The organism is Sphaerothrix gracilis Ecp01 (assembly GCF_030405905.1).
In the GTDB taxonomy this organism is placed as follows: Bacteria; Cyanobacteriota; Cyanobacteriia; order Phormidesmidales; family Phormidesmidaceae; genus Sphaerothrix; species Sphaerothrix gracilis.
The window spans coordinates 173,754-194,316 of record NZ_JASATW010000009.1 but is presented as its reverse complement, the minus strand read 5'-3'; the positions used below and the strand labels follow the sequence as shown (position 1 = coordinate 194,316).

Annotated in this window: 22 protein-coding genes; 10 read left to right on the top strand and 12 right to left on the bottom strand. The window is 53.1% G+C overall.

Translation table 11 applies throughout. From position 1 onward, the window contains the following. Positions 1-41: 41 nt before the first annotated feature. On the bottom strand, positions 42-2,069 hold the full coding sequence (locus tag QJQ48_RS12170; protein WP_346291501.1) for an elongation factor G: 2,028 nt from the start codon (positions 2,067-2,069) through the stop codon (positions 42-44). Between the two features lie 909 nt (positions 2,070-2,978). Here QJQ48_RS12170 and QJQ48_RS12165 point away from each other — a divergent pair. Further along, complete coding sequence (locus QJQ48_RS12165; RefSeq protein ID WP_428843046.1) at positions 2,979-4,466, top strand: sedoheptulose 7-phosphate cyclase; 1,488 nt, start codon at positions 2,979-2,981, stop codon at positions 4,464-4,466. An 11-nt stretch (positions 4,467-4,477) separates the two neighbouring features. Continuing rightward, positions 4,478-5,500, top strand: a complete 1,023-nt coding sequence (locus tag QJQ48_RS12160) for a DUF6492 family protein (protein ID WP_346291499.1) — start codon at positions 4,478-4,480, stop codon at positions 5,498-5,500. A gap of 149 nt (positions 5,501-5,649) precedes the next feature. Here the strand turns inward: QJQ48_RS12160 and QJQ48_RS12155 are convergent, their stop codons facing one another. Both QJQ48_RS12155 and QJQ48_RS12150 read right to left on the bottom strand, forming a co-directional pair. After that, complete coding sequence (locus QJQ48_RS12155; RefSeq protein ID WP_346291498.1) at positions 5,650-6,771, bottom strand: TRAP transporter substrate-binding protein; 1,122 nt, start codon at positions 6,769-6,771, stop codon at positions 5,650-5,652. Positions 6,772-6,991: 220 nt separating this feature from the next. Beyond that, a complete protein-coding gene (locus tag QJQ48_RS12150; protein WP_346291497.1) occupies positions 6,992-7,456 on the bottom strand; it encodes an MgtC/SapB family protein in 465 nt (154 codons plus the stop codon). 448 nt (positions 7,457-7,904) lie between these two features. Between QJQ48_RS12150 and QJQ48_RS12145 the strand changes: the two genes are divergently transcribed. From QJQ48_RS12145 to QJQ48_RS12135, 3 genes are all read left to right on the top strand, one after another. After that, positions 7,905-8,645 carry a Crp/Fnr family transcriptional regulator gene (locus QJQ48_RS12145; protein WP_346291496.1) on the top strand — a complete coding sequence of 247 codons (741 nt, stop codon included), beginning with the start codon at positions 7,905-7,907 and terminating at the stop codon, positions 8,643-8,645. Positions 8,646-8,648: 3 nt separating this feature from the next. After that, positions 8,649-9,401, top strand: coding sequence for a Crp/Fnr family transcriptional regulator (locus QJQ48_RS12140; RefSeq protein ID WP_346291495.1), 753 nt, complete (start codon positions 8,649-8,651; stop codon positions 9,399-9,401). Positions 9,402-9,569: 168 nt separating this feature from the next. After that, a complete protein-coding gene (locus QJQ48_RS12135; protein WP_346291494.1) occupies positions 9,570-10,025 on the top strand; it encodes a response regulator in 456 nt (151 codons plus the stop codon). A gap of 19 nt (positions 10,026-10,044) precedes the next feature. Here the strand turns inward: QJQ48_RS12135 and QJQ48_RS12130 are convergent, their stop codons facing one another. Next, complete coding sequence (locus QJQ48_RS12130) at positions 10,045-10,998, bottom strand: DUF5996 family protein (RefSeq protein ID WP_346291493.1); 954 nt, start codon at positions 10,996-10,998, stop codon at positions 10,045-10,047. Positions 10,999-11,023: 25 nt separating this feature from the next. Between QJQ48_RS12130 and QJQ48_RS12125 the strand changes: the two genes are divergently transcribed. After that, complete coding sequence (locus tag QJQ48_RS12125; RefSeq protein WP_346291492.1) at positions 11,024-11,146, top strand: hypothetical protein; 123 nt, start codon at positions 11,024-11,026, stop codon at positions 11,144-11,146. A gap of 11 nt (positions 11,147-11,157) precedes the next feature. On the opposite strand, the gene ygfZ is transcribed toward QJQ48_RS12125, so the two are convergent. Then, positions 11,158-12,219 carry a CAF17-like 4Fe-4S cluster assembly/insertion protein YgfZ gene (gene ygfZ, locus QJQ48_RS12120; RefSeq protein WP_346291491.1) on the bottom strand — a complete coding sequence of 354 codons (1,062 nt, stop codon included), beginning with the start codon at positions 12,217-12,219 and terminating at the stop codon, positions 11,158-11,160. 236 nt (positions 12,220-12,455) lie between these two features. Here ygfZ and QJQ48_RS12115 point away from each other — a divergent pair, with 236 nt between their 5' ends. Continuing rightward, positions 12,456-12,809, top strand: a complete 354-nt coding sequence (locus tag QJQ48_RS12115; RefSeq protein WP_346291490.1) for a DUF4864 domain-containing protein — start codon at positions 12,456-12,458, stop codon at positions 12,807-12,809. A gap of 1 nt (position 12,810) precedes the next feature. Here the strand turns inward: QJQ48_RS12115 and QJQ48_RS12110 are convergent, their stop codons facing one another. After that, a complete protein-coding gene (locus QJQ48_RS12110; protein ID WP_346291489.1) occupies positions 12,811-13,584 on the bottom strand; it encodes an ABC transporter permease in 774 nt (257 codons plus the stop codon). 108 nt (positions 13,585-13,692) lie between these two features. Next, on the bottom strand, positions 13,693-14,667 hold the full coding sequence (locus QJQ48_RS12105) for an ABC transporter ATP-binding protein (RefSeq protein WP_346291488.1): 975 nt from the start codon (positions 14,665-14,667) through the stop codon (positions 13,693-13,695). A gap of 63 nt (positions 14,668-14,730) precedes the next feature. On the opposite strand from QJQ48_RS12105, the gene QJQ48_RS12100 reads away from it, so the two are divergent. Further along, entirely contained in the window at positions 14,731-15,141 is a 411-nt protein-coding gene (locus QJQ48_RS12100; RefSeq protein ID WP_346291487.1) for a hypothetical protein, read from the top strand. Positions 15,142-15,144: 3 nt separating this feature from the next. Here the strand turns inward: QJQ48_RS12100 and QJQ48_RS12095 are convergent, their stop codons facing one another. Continuing rightward, positions 15,145-15,594 (bottom strand): hypothetical protein, encoded by a 450-nt coding sequence (locus QJQ48_RS12095; protein ID WP_346291486.1) that lies wholly within the window; start codon positions 15,592-15,594, stop codon positions 15,145-15,147. 77 nt (positions 15,595-15,671) lie between these two features. Between QJQ48_RS12095 and QJQ48_RS12090 the strand changes: the two genes are divergently transcribed. Both QJQ48_RS12090 and QJQ48_RS12085 read left to right on the top strand, forming a co-directional pair. Further along, positions 15,672-16,526, top strand: coding sequence for a class I SAM-dependent methyltransferase (locus tag QJQ48_RS12090; protein WP_346291485.1), 855 nt, complete (start codon positions 15,672-15,674; stop codon positions 16,524-16,526). A 32-nt stretch (positions 16,527-16,558) separates the two neighbouring features. Further along, positions 16,559-17,287: an HAD family hydrolase gene (locus QJQ48_RS12085; RefSeq protein ID WP_346291484.1), complete on the top strand. Its 729-nt coding sequence runs from the start codon at positions 16,559-16,561 to the stop codon at positions 17,285-17,287. Between the two features lie 271 nt (positions 17,288-17,558). Here QJQ48_RS12085 and QJQ48_RS12080 read toward each other — a convergent pair whose 3' ends face one another. From QJQ48_RS12080 to cofH, 4 genes are all read right to left on the bottom strand, one after another. Next, entirely contained in the window at positions 17,559-17,792 is a 234-nt protein-coding gene (locus QJQ48_RS12080; RefSeq protein ID WP_346291483.1) for a hypothetical protein, read from the bottom strand. Further along, positions 17,789-18,025 carry a DUF7219 family protein gene (locus QJQ48_RS12075; protein ID WP_346291482.1) on the bottom strand — a complete coding sequence of 79 codons (237 nt, stop codon included), beginning with the start codon at positions 18,023-18,025 and terminating at the stop codon, positions 17,789-17,791. The genes QJQ48_RS12080 and QJQ48_RS12075 overlap by 4 nt, the downstream gene beginning before the upstream one ends. A 342-nt stretch (positions 18,026-18,367) precedes the next feature. Next, complete coding sequence (locus tag QJQ48_RS12070; RefSeq protein ID WP_346291481.1) at positions 18,368-19,111, bottom strand: alpha/beta fold hydrolase; 744 nt, start codon at positions 19,109-19,111, stop codon at positions 18,368-18,370. Positions 19,112-19,195: 84 nt separating this feature from the next. Beyond that, positions 19,196-20,350 carry a 7,8-didemethyl-8-hydroxy-5-deazariboflavin synthase subunit CofH gene (gene cofH / locus QJQ48_RS12065; RefSeq protein WP_346291480.1) on the bottom strand — a complete coding sequence of 385 codons (1,155 nt, stop codon included), beginning with the start codon at positions 20,348-20,350 and terminating at the stop codon, positions 19,196-19,198. Between the last annotated feature and the right edge of the window lie 213 nt (positions 20,351-20,563).

The window sequence follows — 20,563 nt, the reverse complement described above, 5'->3', positions numbered from 1 at the left end:
ATAGCTCTGAATCTCAAAAACCCGGTTTTTATTGGCTGAGCTTATTCACTATAGGACGCTAGAATTTGCTCTTTGATCCTGTCTGGTACCGGATCAAGGTGGTCATACTTCCAGTTAAAGAAGCCGACTCCCATCGTTAGCGATCGCAGTTCTAGAATTAGCGTTTGCAGTTCTGCCTCTGGCAGATAGCCAGATACGCAGTCCCAGCCCTGCCACTTAGCCTTGGCCTCATAGCCCAAGATCTGACCGCGCCGACCGCTGATCAGCTTCAGGACGTTGGAGGTAAAGCTGTTGGGCACCGAAATTTCCACTGTGGCAATTGGCTCTAGCAGGGTTGGCTCACAGGCCTGTAAGCCCTCCTGCATGGCAATTCTAGCTGCCTGCTTGAATGCCTGCTCCGAGCTATCTACCGCATGGTACGAGCCGTTGGTGAGCACAACCTCCACGTCTACTACCGGAAAGCCCAGCGGTCCGTGGCTGAGAAACTCCCGCACCCCTGTCTCCACGCTGGGAATATACTGCTTCGGCACCACACCGCCAACAATCGTATTGCTGAAGCTGAAGCCCTCACCGCGATCGCGCGGTTTAATATCCAGATAGACATCGCCAAACTGGCCGTGACCGCCGGTTTGGTGCTTATAGCGTCCGTGAATGGCGGCTTTGGCCCGGCGAATAGTTTCCTTATAAGGAACGCGGGGGGCATGGGTGCTCATCGGCAGGTTGTACTTGCGCTTTAACCGATCGAGGGCAATCTTCAGGTGCATTTCGCCCTGGCCCCAGAGAATCACCTCATGGGTATCGCCGTGCTGCTGCCACACTAAAGACGGATCTTCTTCTAGCAGCTTGTTCAGAGCACCGCTGAGCTTTACCTCGTCGCTACGATTTTCCGGCGCGATCGCCAGCGCATAGACCGGATCTAAGCGCTCAGCTTTAGGCAGCGCCGCTTCTGGCTGGCCATCGCCGTTCGTCAAAGTATCGCCGGTCTGGGCATTTTCTAAGCGAGCAACCACCACAATTGAGCCAGCCTCGGCTGTTGTCAGACTTTGCTGCTGCTGGCCCATGAGATGATAAATACCGCCCATGCGCTCACCGTTGAGGCTGTCGCCATCCCGCAGCGCTCCCTGCCATACTCGCACCAGGGAGAGTTTGCCGCCTTGCGGTGTGTAGTAGGTTTTCAGCACCTGCGCCAATACGTCATCGGCAGCCTCAAGGCCGCGTCGCGCCGCCGTCACTTCCGGTTCGGGGGCTTCTTTCAGCAGCGCGTCTAGCAGCGGGCGCACGCCGTAGTCTTGATTGGCCATGCCCAAGAATACAGGCACAATGAGGTCAGCCCCCAGCTCCATTTTCAGGTCTTGAATGATTTCTTCCTGGGGCGGCTCAATTTCTTCGATCAGTTCTTCTAGCAGGTGATCGTCAAAGTCGGCTAGAGTTTCTAACATTTCGGTGCGGGCCGCTTTTTCTTCTGCCTGTAGCGAATCTGGCAGGGGCACGGGGTCAGCCGGGGCACCGGAATGATAGTGATAGGCTTGCTCAGTTACGAGGTCGATAAAGCCTACCAGTTCCTGTTTTTGGCGAATTGGATACTGGTGGGGCACGATGGGGCGGCTAGAGACGGTCTTGAGGGCGTCGAGAATAGCTGAATAGCTGGCCGTGGCTCGATCCATCTTGTTGACAAAAATCCAGTGGGGAATTTCCCACTCGTCTAAAAACTGAAACAGCGGCGATAGGGTCAGGACTCGGGTGGGGTCGGCTTCGCAAACCACCACCGCCGCGTCTACGCCAATCAGCGCATTGTAGGTTTCCTGCGGCAGCTCTACGGAGCCGGGACAGTCTAGAAACGTAAAACGAATGCCGCCGTACTCAGTACTGGCGGCATTAATTTCTACACTCATTTGGCGATCGCGGGCTTCTGGCGTACCATCCCCGACGGTGTTGCAGTCTTCAACTCTGCCCTTGCGAGAAATGGCTGCTGTGACATGAAGCAGACTCTCTAGCAAAGTGGTTTTACCGCTAGAATAGGGACCCACAATCGCCACGTTTCGTGATCCCGATAATGCTTTCTGGGTCATAATTCGCCCCTTATATTACTAAGAAACAAAAAGCAGAAGCCATCTCGCTCTTTGCAGCGCGATCGCCCCAGCCAGGAACTTTGCAGTGATCCCGGCCTGCTTTAGCCTCAGATTAACCTGTTCATAACCTAGAAAATTGACCCGTTTGAAAAAGTTTATCTAGCTAAGAAAAGTAAGGCGGTATTGCGACTTATATCGCAAAGTTTTCAATTGGACATATTGTGAACGCAGCCGGAATAAACCAGGGCCGACACTGATTTATCCTCAAGGTCGCTGTAGTGCCTTTATTTCTAACTGTTTCTAAGCGCTTAAGTAACAGGTCAAGGCAATCGGAGAAATAGCCGTTTAATACGGGTTTAATTTGGCTAAATCAACTGATCCCCTGTGGCCGCGGTTCAAAAGGAAACGGACCGCCCAGAATTACCCGTCTACAAGCATACCTGCCTTTTTACCGCTCAAAAGTATTCTTCTATACCACAAATATGCCAGAAAATCGTTTTTGTAAGCTTTTCTTTAACTTTTAGGAAGTTTGTGTTAGCTTACTGTAGGCAAGGTTTTTTATACCTTAGCTAAATATTGCAAATACGGTTTTCCTCACTACGCATAATGACCAAGACGACCTCGGCGGTTAAGGCTTTCATCGCCTCCTACAGCAGTGGGCCTTTGACGTACCAGAACTTAGAGAGTGCCGTTGAATCTATTTGTTGCAGCCCCCAATTTAGAAAACTACTGCTTTCATTAATTAGTAGTTCTGCTTTCTCTGAAGCTCTTGGTAGCGAATTTGCTTCAGTAGGGGCTATTAAAGGACTATCAGCCTGTCGCAGACTGCGCAGCGGTTTGAACTTTTCACTCCGTCACTTTTTCAGCTTACTAGCTGAAATGCTGTCAGCTTTTGATTTAGCTGCAGGTATGGAATGGTCAAAGTTTGTTCAGCGCCTGTACGCATCTGACTTGGGCCAGCAAAAGCTCTTAGATACGCTGCTGAACAGTCCTGAAAAGACCTTCTACTCAGAGTTGGCAAATCAGCTAGTTGCCACCAATCCGCACGCGATTTATCCCACGTCTAGCTATCGCCAAAGTCGCGGCTACGTGGTGAGTACTGATGACGATCAGGCCGTAGAAGCGGTGATGCACTCCAGCACGTTTACCTCAATTCGCGTAGTTGAGAACTCTTTGAATCCAGAAGAAGCGCTGTTGAGAGATGTCTATCGGCCATTAGGACGCTGCGTTTGCCTGATTGACCAAAATGTTGAGCGCTTTTATGGCGAACAAGTTGAGCACTATTTCCATCACCACGGGATTCGGCTAGATAAGCTAGTCTACCGGGCAATGGAAGTCGATAAAGGCATTCATACCGTTGAGCGGATGCTGGGGGATTTTAAGCGCCTAGGCGTTTCTCGCAATGAGCCGGTACTGATTGTGGGGGGTGGGGTTCTCACGGATACGGGAGGCTTGGCCTGTGCCCTTTACCACCGCAACACGCCCTATGTCATGCTCTCCACCTCAATTGTGGCCGGGATTGATGCTGGGCCTTCCCCTCGGACCTGCTGCGATGGCTTTGGCTACAAAAACCTGTTCGGGGCCTATCATGCCCCTGTGCTTTCAGTTACCGATCGCTCCTTCTTCAAAACCCTGCGGGCAGGCTGGCTGCGCCACGGCATCGCTGAAATTATCAAAATGGCGACGGTTAAAAACGCAGAGCTGTTTGCCTATTTAGAACAGGCTGGCCCACGGCTTATCACTACGCGCTTTGGCACGCTGAACTGCGAGCCAGGAGATGAGATGAGCCAGCTTTCTCAGAAAATTCTGGGCGCGGCTATGCGTAGCTACGTCGAGGCTGAGTATGACAACCTCTATGAAACTCATCAGTGCCGTCCCCACGCCTATGGGCATACCTGGTCACCTGGTTTTGAGATTGAGGCGGGACTGTTACACGGTCATGCGGTGGCGATCGGCATGGGCTTTGGCGCTTACCTGAGCTACCGCCATGACTGGATTAGCGTTGATGAGTTTCACCGGATTCTGCGGCTGATTAGCTCTTTTGGCCTTAGCCTCTGGCATGATGTTCTACTCAATCAAGAAACTCTCTGGGCTGCGCACGAGAAGATGGTGCAGAAGCGCGGCGGCAACCTGGCTGCTCCGCTGCCCAAAGGAAAAATTGGTGCTTGCGGCTATCTCAATAGCCTGACCCGTGAACAGCTCTATCAGGCGATCGCTGAGTACCAGCAGGTCTGCGCTGACTTGCCTAGAAAAGGAGTGGGCATTGAGCCGCTCTGCGCCGATGTAGGGCTAGAAGATCCCTCAACGGTGGCGCACCACATTCCCCTGTCGTCTGCTGAGGTGTATACCGAAGCTCCAGAGGAACTGGCTTCAGAAGAATTGCTGTCGGGTGTTTAGGAGGGCTAGCTGTGTCACAAGACGTTTTCGACTTTGTTATCCCACTCTACCGGGTGCGCTGGAATACGCGAGCGGTGCTGGAGGGCATCACTTCTCACTACGAGCCGCGCCAGATTCATATCATTACACCGGCAACCGAGGCGCGATCGCTGCGGGAGCAGGTCACGGGCTGGCAGGTTTCGCCAATCTGTGTACACGAGGAAGAATTTTTCTTTCAAAAAAACTGCGAACTCACCAAAGATGAAATCTGCGCGGAACTGGATTTAGGCAAATCTCTGTATACGCCTGGCTGGTTCTATCAGCAGCTCTTGAAGCTGGGAGCCTCCGAGGGGATTGATGATTTGAGCGAGTGGTATGTGGTTTGGGACAGCGACCTGCTGCCAGTGAAAACCTGGCCCCTGATCCGCCAAGAGAAAGCCGCTATTCAGCGCACCTTTGCACTGCTGCAGCACAAGCAGTGGGGCAACCCACAGATTGTCTCTACCTGGGACAAGTGGATTCGCTCAGTGCTGGGAGTAGAACCTCTAACTGACCATGAAGGCACGTTTGTGCCCCATCATATGTGGTTTAAGCAGTCACACCTAAACTCCTTCAAGCAGCAACTCAAACAGTATTTTCAGTCAGATGATCACTGGCTATTGCTGATGATGCGCTCAGCCAACGAGCTAGGCACCTTCAGCGAATACTGGGCCTATGTTTCCTGGGTAGCCGCAACAGCACCAGCTGACCTAGTGTTTCATCCCTATGAGCATTACGGAGTGACCACCGAGCGATTTTTTGACGATGGGACAGGGCTGTTTTCAGCCACGCTGAAGCAGCAGTTGCAGGCGCTGCCGGAGGTGAGCGATCGCTTTACGCCTTCCTACGTAGAACTGGCCAATTTTATTCAGGCTCAGTACGGCTCAGAGGCGCTGCCCTCTTCCCTCTCATTTGAAAGCAGCCCCCGCCATCTCAAAAAAGATGAGCAGAACATGCATATTGAGGAGCTGCGATCGCGCTGGAATCCTCGCGTAGCGGCCTCGCAGGCGAGCTGACTTGCTTCACTGGCGTATTGACCTTGTTAGGGAATCGCTGGAAGACACAATTAGGGAGACGTGAAGAAGCTCTATTGGTGAGCGATCGCGTCTCCCTATATTTTTCCCGCCGCGTCTCGGCTCAATCGAGGGCCAAGCCGAACCGAGTCTTAGCTCTTAGCGGCAAAATCGGTGAAACCTAGCTCAGAGCTGGAGAACCAGCGGTTAGAGTTTTCTCGAAATTCATTCCAGGCAGAGTAGATCTTGTTGTAGCTGCTGTCAGCCGCGGCTAACTCTTCGTACAGCTCAAAAGATGCTGTGCGGGCCGCTTCCATGATCTCATCCGAAAAGCGCTTCAGCTCAACTCCCTGATCCAGCAGGCTAGCTAGAGCGCCGGGGTTGCGGGCATCATAGCGAGCCATGATATTGGCATGGGCCTCTGATGCTGCCGTTTTAAGCACCTGCTGATAGTTAGGCGGCAGGTCGTTCCAGGCATCTAAATTGAAATAGAACGAATATTGAGAAGCGGGTTCCCACCAGCCGGGATAGTAATAAATGGAAGCCGCTTTGTACAGCCCTAGCTTTTCGTCATCATAGGGGCCGACCCACTCAGCTGCGTCAATGGTGCCAAGCTGCAGCGCCTGAAAAATTTCGCCCCCGGCCAGGTTCTGCACGTTGACGCCCAAGCGCTCTAACACCACGCCGCCCAAACCAGGAATCCGCATATTGACCCCCTGCAGGTCACTCGGCGTATTGATTTCTTGCTTCCACCAGCCGCCCATCTGCGTGCCAGAGTTGCCGCCGGGGAAACTAATAATGTTGAAGTCGGAGAGCAGTTCGTGAATTAGCTCTAGACCGCCTCCTTCGTAGAGCCAGGCGGTTTGCTGACGGTAGTTGAGGCCGAAGGGCACTGCCGTATCGAAAGCCAGCGCCTCGTTCTTACCCCGGTAATAGTAAGAGTTGGTGTGTCCGGCCTGGACGGTGCCCTGCTGCACCGCATCTAGTACCTCCAGACCGGGCACCAACTCCCCCGCCGCCGAAATGGTGATTTCAAACCGCCCGTCTGTCAGTTCCCTCACCCGCTCGACAAAGGCTTCGCTGCCGCCGTAAACCGTGTCTAGACTGGGGGTATAGCTAGAGGCTAAACGCCACTGCACGCTTTGACTCTCATCGACCTGCACAGCCGGGCCGCTGCCGGTAGACTGGCTGCTACTCTGCTGACCACAGGCTGCAACAGTAGCTGTAGTGGCCGCGCCTAGCGCTGCGCCAGTGACAAACTTTCTGCGTTTCATAGGTTCACTCTCATCCCGATTATTGAACAATCGGTGATACAGCAGACGCAACGGCCTGCTTTCTACACCACACTAAGGGGTAGCCTACTATACCGCCTTTGGCTTTGTTTGCGTTGCCTGATACAGATGAGCTTGAGATTGCCCGCTTCCCGGTCAACCAGGGTCAACAGAGCCCTGAGGCTAGAGGCGATCGCCCCTGATGGCATCCCAGCCAGTCCTCCTACTGACCCAGCTTTTCTAAGCGTCTAAACACGAACAGAATCGTCAGCGTCACAACGCAGGCAATCAGGCCAATCAGCCACAAACCGCAGGCGGAGACGACACCAATAGCGGCAGAGGTCCAGATGGCGGCAGCGGAAGTGAGTCCGCGAATGCGAATGCGATCGCTCTCGCTGCGAGACTGCTGCACAATTTCCCCGGCTCCCAGAAAGCCAACACCGGAAGCCACGCCCTGAATCACCCGGCTGAGCACATCGGCACTTTGGGCGACAGCCCCGGTTTGAATACTGCTGAGCACAAACAATGCAGAACCAAAGCTAACCAGCATGTGGGTGCGTAGTCCGGCTGGCTTGTTGTGACTTTCCCGCTCCCAGCCAATGACTGCGCCGAACAGCAGCGCCAATCCCAGTCGCGCCAATAGATTTGGCCATGTCAGCGGTAGCAGCAGTTGCGATCCCGAATTCAAAGAAGCTCCTGGGTTAAGAAAAGGTTAAAATAAGGCCCTATCGCTATTGTATAGCAGTCATTCCTGCCTTTGAATAAAGCTGATGCCGCCAGCCTTTCAGGCAGGATAATGCTGTTCACTTAATAAAACGGTAGGCAAAGAACTAAGCGTCTGATGTTGCAGCTGCTGCCCGATCTAAATGGTTTAGAGTTGCTAAAACCCAGATGGGCTAACGTCGCGGCGTTCAGCGTGTGGGCGGAAGGTAGGCACAACAGGGCTTGATCTACCTTGCATAGGATTACAGTTTGACCGAACTTATTTAATTTGATGTAGTACGGTATCGTACAAAGCTAGTTTCCCTCTTTAGGTTAAAGACAAATTCTTTAGACGATACGGAGCCTTACTGGCACAGCTATACCGATTGGCTAATCAAGTACGCCAATATTTTTTACAGATTTTTCGCCAAAACATGTCCCATAACCGACCGCAGCGCCCCATAGCTTTAGAGAACCGTCTGCTTGCCTCTTTGCCTACCGCAGAGTATCAGCGCCTTCATCCCCACCTAGAGCACGTCAGGCTGTCGTTGGGGCAAGTCCTTTACGAAAGCGGCCAGCCGATTGAACACGTTTACTTTCCGCTCAATTCACTGGTTTCGCTGGTTAGTTCAGGTTTGGAGCCGGCGGCAACCGAATTTAATCTAGTAGGTAATGAAGGGTTGGTCGGCATGTCTGCCTTACTGGGCGGCGGTTCCACCATCAATCGGGCGGTTGTGCAGGTAGCTGATGGCGCCATGAAGATTGACGCTCAGACCCTCAAGGCCGAGTTTGAGCGAGGAGAAATTCTCAATAAGCAAGCACTGCTTTATCTACAGCTATCTTTCACCCAAACAGCTCAGAACGTTGTTTGCCGGATACACCACTTAGTTGAGCCTCGCCTCGCTCGCTGGCTCCTCTCCATTCAAGATCGCCTGCAGTGTAATGAAATGCCAATGACTCAAAAATATATCGCTTTACTTCTAGGTACGCGGCGGGCCACAATCAACACAGCCGCAGGCCATTTGCAGCAGCTTGGCCTGATTCGCTACAGCAGAGGCCAGATCACTATCGTCGATCGCCCAGCGCTAGAGCAGAGTGCGTGTAAATGCTATGCGCTACTGCAAGCAGAACAGGTACGGCTACAGACTATTAGCCGCACAATCTATGAGGCGTAGGCTATGCCTTTTTCTCCCAACGGACCAGATCAAAGCCAGTCTGAGTCTCCCCTATCAGATGTGGCGAACTATTTGCTGGCGGCTCTACCCAAAGCAGACTATCTGCGACTGTCGCCTCATTTTAGACGGGTAGATCTGGCTCTAGGACAGATTTTGTACGAACCGACTGAACCGATTGCAACGGTCTACTTTCCTAGCCAGTCCATGGTTTCACTGGTACAAATCATGGAAAACAGCTCGACTATTGAAGCGGGTATCGTGGGCAATGATGGCATAGTCGGCTATCCGGTTTATTTGGGCGGGCAGTACGACTCTAGCCGCGCCATTGTGCAAATTGCAGGCAGCGCGATCGCTTTGGACGCCTCTGTACTTAAGTCCGAGTTTGAGCGAGGCGGGGCACTGCAAAAGTTGCTGCTGCGCTATACCCAGGCGCTGCTGTCACAAGTCAGTCAAACAGCCGCCTGCAATCGCTTTCATTCTACAGAAGAACGACTAGCCCGCTGGCTTTTGCAGTCACAGGACTCTGTACGATTGGATACCTTAGACCTTACTCAAGACTTTTTATCCAGCATGTTGGGTACCCGTCGCGCCAGCGTCACAGTCGCAGCCGGCATCTTGCAAAAAGCTGGCATCATCCAGTACAACCGAGGCCAAATCAAAATTTTGGATCGCACAGCGCTGGAATCGGCTACCTGTGAGTGCTACAGCCTGGTCAAGGCGGAATATGCTCGCTTGCTTGACGCCCAAATCAGATAGCTGCAAAATTTAGGGCCAAAAGCTAGGTACGCTAGCGTACACATAAAGACAGTGAGTCATGGCATATTAGATAGGGCTAGCTATTGAGAAATTCCCTCTATGGTCAAGCTACCGAAGCTGCGAGTTTTTAGTAAATAGCATATTTAGCAAGTCAAGAGGGAGCCTGAAATGGCCTTTAACAGGCACAGCATTCTACTGGTAGAAGACGACTCGAACGATATTTTGTTTATCCAGAGGGCCTTTCGTCGGGTCAATGCGACCAATTCCATTCAAATCGTTAAGGATGGCGATGCTGCCGTTGATTATCTAGCGGGTGTAGGGACCTATGCCGATCGCGATCGCTACCCTTTACCAGCCCTAATTTTGCTGGATTTGAAGCTGCCCCGTCGTTCTGGAGTCGAGGTTCTAGAGTGGATAAAACAGCAGCCGGCTCTCAAGCGCATTCCAGTTGTTGTCTTGACATCTTCTAGGGAAAGCCCAGATATCAATCGTTCCTATGATTTGGGCGTTAGCTCTTATCTGGTCAAACCTGTTAGCTTTGATTCACTGGCAACGATGATCTCAGTCATCGATGCTTACTGGCTACAGCTCAACGAGTATCCTACGGTTTCAGTCGCTAACTAACTGGGCGATCTTTCTGGGGCTATGGGGATGTCAGGGCCATCGTCGGGTTGCGCTCTAGCTCTGCTCGCTCCCAGTGACCCAGGTTGGCGGCAGCTTCGTAGGTGCTTTGCAAGAAAGCTAGGAGGGCTGCGTCTGGGTGTTCTGCCTGACGCAGCGCTGCGTAGGGTAAAACAAATTCCTGCAGCTCAGGACTATAAAAAGCGCTTTCTGGCAGGACTGGGTAATCAGCAAATCCGTCGGGGGCCGGATAGGCATAGGCATAGAAAAGCGCTTCTGTGCCGTTACCACCGGGCCAAAAGCCACAGCTACTAACTTCATGAGAATAGGCTTCGCGGGTCACCCAGTCAGCCATGTGGGGAACACCGCCGGGGTGTTCTGGTGCCCGCCGCCCTGAAAACCGCGTCACCGCCAGATCGCAACTGCCCCAAAAAAAATGCACTGGACTGCATTTGCCCAAAAAGCGAGCTCGAAAGGCGTTCATGACGCGATCGCTCTGAACTAAAATCCGCCAAAACCGCTGGGCGTACTCAGGATCATAGGTGCTGTGCTGACCATCTTGCTCAAATGGAATTGGGTTGGCAATTTCCTGCGGCATTGTCCAGATTTTGACCTCAATGCCTAGCTGCATTAGGGCGCTCATCAGGTTTCTGTAGAAGTCTGCCACTGAGCAGGGGATTAGGGCGCGGTTGTGAAGATTGCCCTCGCTGGTTTCAATCCGCAGCAGATGATCCAAAAAGTCAAAGCTGATTTGAAAGCTGCTGAAGCCGTAGGGAATTGCGCCAGTGGTGAGGCCACGCGGCGTGACATAAAGCGTAGACTGCCACCAGTGATTGAGCTTAGGGGCGAGCGCCATGCGGATTTTACCAACAACTTGCGTCCAGAGGTGCAGGGTTTGATAGGTGTCTTGCCAAGCGGCCAGCGGTAAAGCAGGCCAAACGCTATCAGCAGGCAAATCCGCAACAGAAGCTGTCATAGCCACAGTCCTCAAAGCAAGATGGATGATGCAGTTAGCTTATGTCACGCTGTCAGACAAGCCGACAGAATTTCAGTCTCTTTTCAGCTTCCTGGGCTTTGATCCTCAGCAAAGGCGCTGTCCTTTGACTACTGCGATCGCTGCTTAAAAAACGATCGTTTATGGCTGAGAGCCAAGGTAGCCACGCGAAAGAAAAGGTAGATCAACGGTGGTGCCGCTGGCTGCGCCTACGGTAACCGAGAGGCCGCTGCCGCCTGCCTTAGTGCGAATATAGGCCAAGCCTTTTACCCCAGCGGGAGTATTGATCAAGCTGGTAAGAAGGCCCACTTTTTCGTTATTCAGCATGACAGGCGACTGCAAAGGTACTTCGCGATCGAGCTGAATTCCCCAAAGCTGCTGCTTGACGCCCTGATAGGTATTGAGCCGCGCGATCGTCTCCTGCCCGATATAGCAGCCTTTTTCAAAGGAAACCGCGTGCCAGAGTCCTGCTTCTAAGGGATTGATTTCTGCGGTCAGTTCGCTACCGGGCATGGGCCGTCCTTGCTCAATCCGCAATCGCTGCCAAACCTGCTCTCCTAAGGGAACGGCTCCAGCCTCGACTAGCTTTTGCCACAGGGGAGCTGCCTGCTCTGCCGCTGCCAATAGGGTATACCCCGGACTAGATAGGCCGCTGCCTACCGCCACAAGCACCTCAGCTTGATCAAGCTCAACAGTTTGATGGCTAGCGTGAGGCTGACCCACTAACTCTGGCGCTCCTAGTTGCGCAACTAGGCGATCGCTCTGAGGCCCCAGCAGGCTAAAAGCCGCTATTTCTGCGGTTGCATCCTCAAGCTTGACTTTATCGGCAAAGAAAATATAGCGATCCATCCAGTCAATAAGTTTTTGCTGCATTTCCGGAGATGTTAGCAACAAGACCGAATTTTGCTTTACATAGGTCGATACTAAGTCAAGAGTACGGGCCGTTGAGGTGACGAAGACTGTGTCACAGCCCTGCCCTGGCTGGAGCTGTTGTAGATCATGGGTGGTTTGATTATGCAAAAACCGCAGGCGATCGCTATCAGTAACGCGAATTTTTCCCCAGTGAGAGCGACAGGCGATCGCTAATCCCGTTTGAGCCGCTTCATAAGCTGCAGCATCATTGCCAAAGCTGAGCGGTAAAGTCTGGCTGCTGTCGAAGGTGGCCCCTGCCTGAGTTTGCAGAGTGGCTAAAGACTGACTCATACGGGTTCGCTGCTCTGTATCTAACTGTCCAGTATTTTAGCGATATTCTCTGTGGCTCAGCCCCCAAACCCTACGGTTAGCGGGGCAAACAGGTGAGATATTTCACGTATTCTTCAAAAAACTGCCGTAAAACACCGAAAATATCCCTTTATTGCAAATTTAGCTGAGAATTCGCTGAGAATTTACCCTTTTTTGCAAAAAGAAAGCAATAATTGAGGCTGATTTGACTCATTATGATGGTGCTTACTCAAACAGATCAGATGGCTATTCGTACCGTTATTAGCGAGCATCTGCAAGCCCTACAGGCCAGCCAGGGCAGCAGGGCTTTTGCCTTGACGGCTCGACCGCTGCAGCAGAGGTATAAGAGCGCTGCCAATTTTGTCCGCATTATCCGCACAAACTACCCGCCGCTCTGTCAGCCCCGCTCAGTGGTCTTTGAAAGCCTGACGTATTTTCAAAATATTCCGACTCAGCTAGTGATGTTTTTATCCCAGCGCTCAGAGCTATTTCGAGCGATATACCTGATGGAAAAACAGTCCATGAGAAGGTGGTTAATCCTTGACTGGTACTGGTTTCAGGTAGAAGAGTAGCTTAGTAGCCACCCAGCAGTCCCTTGGCCTTGGCCTGTCGTTCTGCCCAGCGAAACACCAGTAGTCCCGCCCCAAAGTAAAAGCCACCGTTGGCGATCGCAATGCCCAACTGTAGCGGATCAAGCCCTTCACCCCGCGCCATCAGATCTCGCAGCAGCCCTGTACTGGGCAGCATGGGCAAAAGCTGCGCCACCCAATAGCCTGCTCCTGCCCATTCTTCAGTCGGAGCTGCTAGCAAAAACAGCAGCGCAAACTGAAATACACCCAGTACCTGCTGCACCCGTTTAAACACCAAGGCACAGGCTCCCATAAAGAAAGCCAGACCATAGCCAGCCAGCAGCATCGTCGCCAGGGGTAAAACCAGGGTGGGGGGGAAGGCCAAGCGGCTGCCCGTAATGCCGATCAAAATGGCTAAAATCAGCACAATCAAACTCATCCGCAGGGCCAAGCTAGCAAAAGCGCGAGCAATGAAAACTTTAGGTGCCCCAAACGGTGAGAGAAAAACCTGCTCCAGGGTGCCCGTCTGCGCTTCAAGCTGCAGGCCAATGGCGATGTCGTTGACGATATAGAGAATCAGCGTCCAGGCTACGTAGCCAATGACGACGGCATCAAGGCGATCGCCAAAACCCATGCTGGGTCCGGCCATGTACTGAGCGCTGAGAAACAGGCCATAGAAAACAGTGGTGATAATAAAGAGTCCGGCAATGACTTCAGCGGGGTAGCGGATGAACTGAATCCAGGTGCGCTTGAGTTCGCCGAGGAGGAGGGGCAGCATTTTGGGTAGGTGGGTGGGTGGATGGGTAATGGCTAGGTAGAGGAGATGAGGGCGATTGGGGAAGATAGAAGCGCTCCCGTGAGCGGAGCCGAACGGAGCAGGACAAGATTACCGATCGCGGATCAGTTTGAGGAAAACCTGAGTGAGGTCAGCTTTGTCTTGCGTCACTTCGAGCAGGGGGAGGGGCTGAATTAGATTGAGGAGGCTATAAAGCTGAGCGGGTTCGCCAGCGAAGGTGAGATGATCGAGGTGGATGGTGGCACCAAGAGCGGCGATCGCCTGCTGTTGGCTTGCTGTCAGGTCACCCTCGAAGGTGATGCGATAGGTAGAACCAGAAAACTGGCGGATCAGCTCTTGAGTCGGTTTTTCGGTGATAATCTGGCCTTGACGAATGACCGCAACGCGATCGCTCAGCTCTTCAGCCACGTCGAGCTGGTGGGTCGTCAGTAAAATCGCGCAGCCGGACTGAGCAATCTGCCGCACCAGGGCTTTGACGGTTTCGCCAGCTTCCACGTCTAGGCCCAGCGTGGGTTCATCGAGCAGCAGTAGGCGGGGCTGATGGATCAGGGCAACGGCGATCGCCAGTTTTTGCTGCATCCCCCGCGATAGCTTTTGCACCGGGGTATGGCGTTTGTCTGCCAGGTCAAACTGGTCTAGCAGGTCAGCGCCGCGCTGGCGGGCGAGCCGACTGGAGAGGCCCCGCAGCACGCCGAAATAGTCTAAGTTTTCCAGGGCGGTCAGCTTCCAGTAGAGATTGCGGTTGCCTTCTAAAACAGCCCCGACCTGCTTCAGGGCGCGGGCCTGCTGATGGGGATCGAGTCCGGCAATGCGGACGCTGCCGCTATCGGGGCGAATCAGTCCGGCAATCATCTTAATTGTGGTGGTCTTGCCTGCCCCATTGGGGCCTAGAAAAGCCAAGACTTCCCCGGCATGAATAGTCAGGCTGACATCCCGCACTGCCTCAAAGCGCTTTTTGCCGCGACCATAGCCTTTGCGTAGGTGATGAGCTTCTAGAGCGATCGCCGCTGATGGCAGGTTCAGCTCAGAATGGGTAGTAGGAAACGAGGGTAAATCCAGCGTCATAGCGTCGGGGCACGTAATGCCTTAACCTTTCTTAAGAATCTCTCATTATCCTAACGTGAAACCATGAGCCAAAAAGAGCAGCTAATTGCGATGGCCGAAGACGAGCTGACCGAATACAGCACCGACGCTCGCAAAATTGAAAAGCTGCGCCGTAAGTTTAGTTTTGCTGTCTCGCGGCAGCAGCAGCAGCAGATTCGAGCCGAAATTGCGGCGGAAATGCCCAAGAACTTTGTGGCGCAACTGGTCGAAGAAAACCGACAAACCGTGGCCCTGCCGTTTTGGGGCATCGGCGGTTTGGGGCTGCTGTTGGGCATCTCATGGACGCAGCCTTTAGACTTTATTGCCACTGGCATCGGCTTCTACGCCGCGTTTCAAATTCAAAAATGGGGCTGGAATCTACAGGCTCGCCGCTTGGTAATCCAAACTATCGACGACATTGAATACCGTATTCAGCACCCAGATGAAGCTGAATAAGCTTCAGGACTGAGCCACGGCAGCGAATACCCGTTCAATGTGGCTGAGATGAGTCTGAACTAAGGCTTCATCTTGGGGATGGATGGTCTGCAGTAGGTCAATCCGCCAGCCAATAGAGCGATGCAGTTCTCGTAATTCTTGATTCACCGCGCTGACCCTGTCGGCATCGGCTGCAGCAGCGGCAGCGGCTAAATCTGCTTCTAACTCAGCCTGTTCACGCTGTAGCAAAGCCTGGGCCGCTTCTATCTGTCCGGCAACCCCCCCGGCTTTAACCACGCAAAAAACTTCCATCAGGTGACGGTGATGCTGCGTTAAGGTCGCTGTCTGGGCGGGTGACAAGCTGGCAGCCGACTGGGCCGTCATAGACTGCTGCCACCAGCTCAAAATTTGCTCAATTCGCTCAGGCGTAAACAATGGCGTTTGAGCCAGCCTGCTATCTGCCTCGGTATTCACAGAAAACTGCCTCAAGATCTCGGCTATTCATCGCTAATTTATTAAAATTTATTGAGAGATGCAATTATTTACCTCCTATGGCCGCCGCTAAAGACACTTTATTCGAGCGATTCTTGGCACCCGCCTTTAATTTCCTCGTCGATCGCGAGGCTTTGCTCCGCTATCGCAACAGCATTGACTGGCAGCAGGAGCGCGATCGCCGCCAGCGGCCCGACTTTATCTATCCCAGCTACTACCAGCAGCAAAACTTTCACGGCATCAAAGGCGGCTACCTGACTGCTGACGCTGCCGTCACCTACGATCCCATCACCCGGTACGTACTGCCTCCCAACGAAACCTGGGTGCGACAGGCTCTCGTGGAGCAGGTCAAAACCAAGCCCCGGCGCATTCTAGATCTGGGCTGCGGCACTGGCTCGACGACGCTGCTGCTCAAGCAGGCATTTCCTGAAGCTGAGGTAGTTGGCCTAGATCTCTCCCCCTATATGCTTAAGGTAGCGGCAGATAAGGCCCAAACCCAAGCTTTAGATATCACCTTTACGCATGGTCAGGCCGAGGCGACTGAATTTCCGGCAGCGAGCTTTGATCTGGTAACAGCCAGTCTCCTCTTTCATGAGACGCCGCCAGCCGTTTCCCAGCAGATTCTGCAGGAAGCTTTTCGCCTGCTGACGGCGGGGGGGGAGGTGCTGATTCTCGATGGCAGTCAGACAACGCTGCGGCAAACCACCTGGCTAATGGATATTTTTGAAGAACCTTATATTCAAGACTATGCCCAGCACAGCGTTGATGCCTGGCTGGGGGCTGCGGGCTTTGGTGCGGTTCGGACAGAGACGCTTTGGTGGGTGCATCAGGTGAGCCAGGGAATTAAGCCACTGATGAGCCAAACGCCTCAGTGGTCAGTTGAGACTGGAACAATGGTAGGTGCTGCCGTTTAAGCTGATTTCATCGCCAAAACTAGCCGATTGCAATGCCCCTCAAAGCCGTTTTATTCGATTTCAATGGCGTCATTCTCAAGGATGAGTCACTGCATCAGGAGCTAATCCAGGAGCTGCTGATTGCCGAGAACATGCGGCCTGATCCAGCTGAATATGCCGAGCTTTGCCTGGGCCGCAGCGATCGCGCCTGTTTGACGGCTTTGTTCTCCAAGCGGGGCCGGGTGGTGACGCCTGCCTATCTCGATCGCCTGGTGGCGCAAAAGTCTAAAGCTTACCTAGAGCGGCTAACCGCGATGGCAAAGCTGCCTTTGTTTCCCGGCGTCGATGATTTGATCTTCAAAGTCAGATCGGCTCAGCTCAAAATGGCGATTGTTTCCGGGGCGCAGCGGGCTGAAATTGAAACGGTGTTAGAGCGGGCTAACCTGGCAGAGCACTTTGCCGTGATTGTGGCGGGAGATGATTTGACAACTGCCGCCAGCAAGCCGCAGCCCGATGGCTACAAGCTAGCGGTTGAAAAGCTAAACCAGGCTTTTCCAGCGCTGGCGCTGACGGCGGCTGACTGCTTGGCGATTGAAGACTCTTTTGCGGGCATTGAGGCGGCAAAGCAGGCAGGAATGCGCGTTGTGGGTGTGGCACATACCTACCCGTTTCGGATGATGCATCGGCGGGCTAACTGGGCCGTTGATTATCTGTTTGAAGTTGATCTTGACTATATTCGCGGCATCTATGATCCGGCCTTGGCTCTGCCTGCAATTGACTAAGTCGGTAGGCGCAGTTAAACAGGAGTAAAGGTAGTAGACTGACACGTCTAAAACAGTGCAAATTTTTAAAAGGCTGAAATTCTTGTATCCGGTGCGTTACGCCAGCGCCAACAGCACCTTATTTTAGCTGTGTCACGACAGTAGGCTGTGGTTGAGGCCATACACCAACCCCCGTCTGGGGTATGCTGCATCTTCCTGCCCCAGCGCCCCGTATCAGCCTGGGCCTGCAAGACGCTGGTAAACCGAGAAGCCGGGGTGGTTTTTAGCCTGCTCAATCTTCCACGAGTGAAAGTTCATTTTTATAGAAGCAATACATAGGCTGACCAGTCTCGTCAGTATAGAGAGCGGCGGTTTCTAGGTCATATAAATAGACTAGAACTTCAGTTTCGGCAGCCGGAAACGCAGCAGTAATCATCTCGGCTACAATGCCGTAGTCATAGCTGCGAGAACTGGCTGCCACAGGGTAGAAGGGGCGCTTGAGACGCACCATATCACCTGCTTTCATGCCTCTTCATTGGACTGCAAGCCTAGCTGTTTTTTCTTTTGCTTCAGGGCTTTCCAAGCGGCTTTGACTTCCTGATAGGCTTCTTGCGGAGATAGCTTGCCTGCTGTTTGCAGATTGAAGATATAGCCGACGCGCTGCGAGAAAAACTGTAGCTCGGCGTCGAAGGCGATATTTTCTGAGGTCGCGGGTCCGTAGTACCGGGAGCGGGGAAATAAAAATTCAGAAGAGTGCATTTTACTAGCGCGAATATTAAATCATTTTCTGCCTAAACTTAACCTGATCTTAACCTTGCGGGTGAAACTCGTCACAACTCTATAGCGATCGCTCGCGATCGCCCCTGAGTTCATCCCGGCGTCGAGACAGTCCTCGCTATTATTCCCGCTCCCTCAGTAGGCAAAACGACTGCGGCGATCGCCTGCAGAGGCCAAACGCTATGCCTGTGTCAGTGATCAAGCCCGCCCGGTTAGAACATCAGCGTAAACTGCCTGCCCATTGGCTAAAATACGGCTGACAGCCAGGATCTGCCGCAGGAATGCGCTGCCCTCTCACTTTTAAGATTGGCTAAGGTAAGAAGCTTAGTTGGCGATCGCGGAAGATGACGGCGGCAGCAGCGACTGCTTAACTTTATTTAGAAACTCGTTGATAATAGCCGCGCACGCTGCGGGATTCACCTGCAGGATCAGGTGCGGCCCTTCAACTGGCTTCACCTCAATCTGAGGCGCAACTCGCTTTAGCGTTCTGACAGCGCGAGCAGGAATTAGGCGATCGCGGGTGGGCTGGATGTAATAGCAGGGAATATCAATTTCAGCCGTATTTTGCTCAAGCAGGCTGATAGCATACATGCGGTTGGCAATGACTTTAGGATTTACCTGTTTGAGCGCCTGCTGGAAGCTATCAAACAGATCGTCAATGGCATCAGCCCCTAGAAAAAATAGCCTCACTAGCCACCTGGGCAAAGGCATACTAAACAACAGTTCTAGGGGCAAAAAGCGGACTATGCGCAGCAGGGTGGGGCGGGGTGGCTCTACAAAAGTAGCGCAGAAAATCACGCCGCGAATGTTTCCCGGCTCTCGCTCTAGCAGCTTGATGGGCAAAGGCCCCGAAAAAGACTCCGCTAGCAGCACCACGTTTGGCTTATCGGCAATTTGAGACTCAACCAGGTCAGCCAGTTCGCTGTAGGACAAGACCTCGTCGGTGGGGTAGTCGATCACCTCGGCCTCAATTTCATCGGGAAGCTCATCGAGCAGGGGCTGAAACAGCAGCCCGGTTGCATCCATACCGGGGAGCAAAATTAGCTCCAGTGGAGGGTTCGGTGTCATCAAAGAATTTTAGTTTGCCGTCAGTTCATCGTTGCAGATAGCCCTATTGGCTTCATACCGGCAATCGATAGACCTTTACTTAGCTTAACGAGCGATCGCCCTGACCGGATCTTTAACCTCGATTTGCTGATAAAGCGTGTCTCGCTGCTGGTAAGGTCTGCCCGCAGAAGCGATCGCGGCCTGCAAATCGCTTACTTCCATGCAGGTGCCGCCCTGTGCCCCCGCCATCGTGGTGATGTGTTCCTCCATCAGCGTCCCGCCAATGTCGTTGCAGCCCCAGCGCAGCGCCTCAGTCGCCCCGGCCAGCCCTAGCTTCACCCAGCTGGGCTGATGGTTCGCAATCCAGTTGCCCAAATAAATGCGTGCCACCGCCGTCAGCTTCAGCGCATCCGCCAGCACGGGCTGGTCACGCCCTACGCGGCGGCGCAGCGGTTTGGGAGCTTCCTGACCAATGAAAGGCAGCAAAATAAATTCGCTAATCCCTGGATAGCCCTGAGCTAAAGACTGCTGTTGAAGCCGTCTAAGCTGGTCAAAGTGATAAATCTGCTGCTCTGGCGTCTCGATATGCCCAGAAAGGAGGGTGCTAGTCGTGGGCAAGTCTTCGGCGTGGGCCAGCCCCACAATTTCTAACCAGGTGGCGCTATTGATCTTTTCGGGGCACAGCACTTTGCGCACGGCATCGTCTAAAACCTCAGCCGCCGTACCTGGTAAAGAGCCGACTCCGGCATCCCGTAGGGCGGCTATCACCTGCCGGTACGTCAGGCCGTCCTGACGGGCAATGAACTGGACTTCCTGCGGCGAAAAAGCGTGAAGATGGAGCGACGGAAACGCCTGCTTGATCGTTTCAACCAGCTGCACATAGTATTTCAAAGAACTGCCGGATACCTTAGCCTCTGGATTCAGGCCCCCCTGCATACAAATTTCAGTCGCGCCTCGCTGCACGGCGTCGGCGGTCTTTGCCAGGATTTGCTCCCACTCTAGCCAATAAGCCCCGGCCTGGTCGGCATCGCGGCGAAAGGCGCAAAAGCTACAGTGCTGCTCGCAGATATTGGTGTAGTTGATATTGCGGTTGATAACGTACGTTACCACTGCACCCGCCTGCCGCTGCCTGAGAATGTCTGCGGTTTGCTGAATAGCCGCGATCGCTTCGGCACTTTGCTGTTTTAGCAGCGTTACGCCGGCTGCCGCTGAAATATCTGCCCCTGCTAGGGCTTGATCTAAAATCTGCTCAACATTCATTGTTTGTCTGGTTTTCTATTTATTGTGACAGGATTTGAGCTGACTTATAGGGACTGCCAGCAAAGATATTTCAAAAGAAGGATGAATTTATAAAAGACGCTGATACTCCGCGATGGAAACTCGCTATTTGGTTAAAATCACTTCTACCTCATGTGAGAAGAATCTTCTTTAACCCATTGAATAAGCTAAAAACAGAAATCAAAAAAGGTTTCG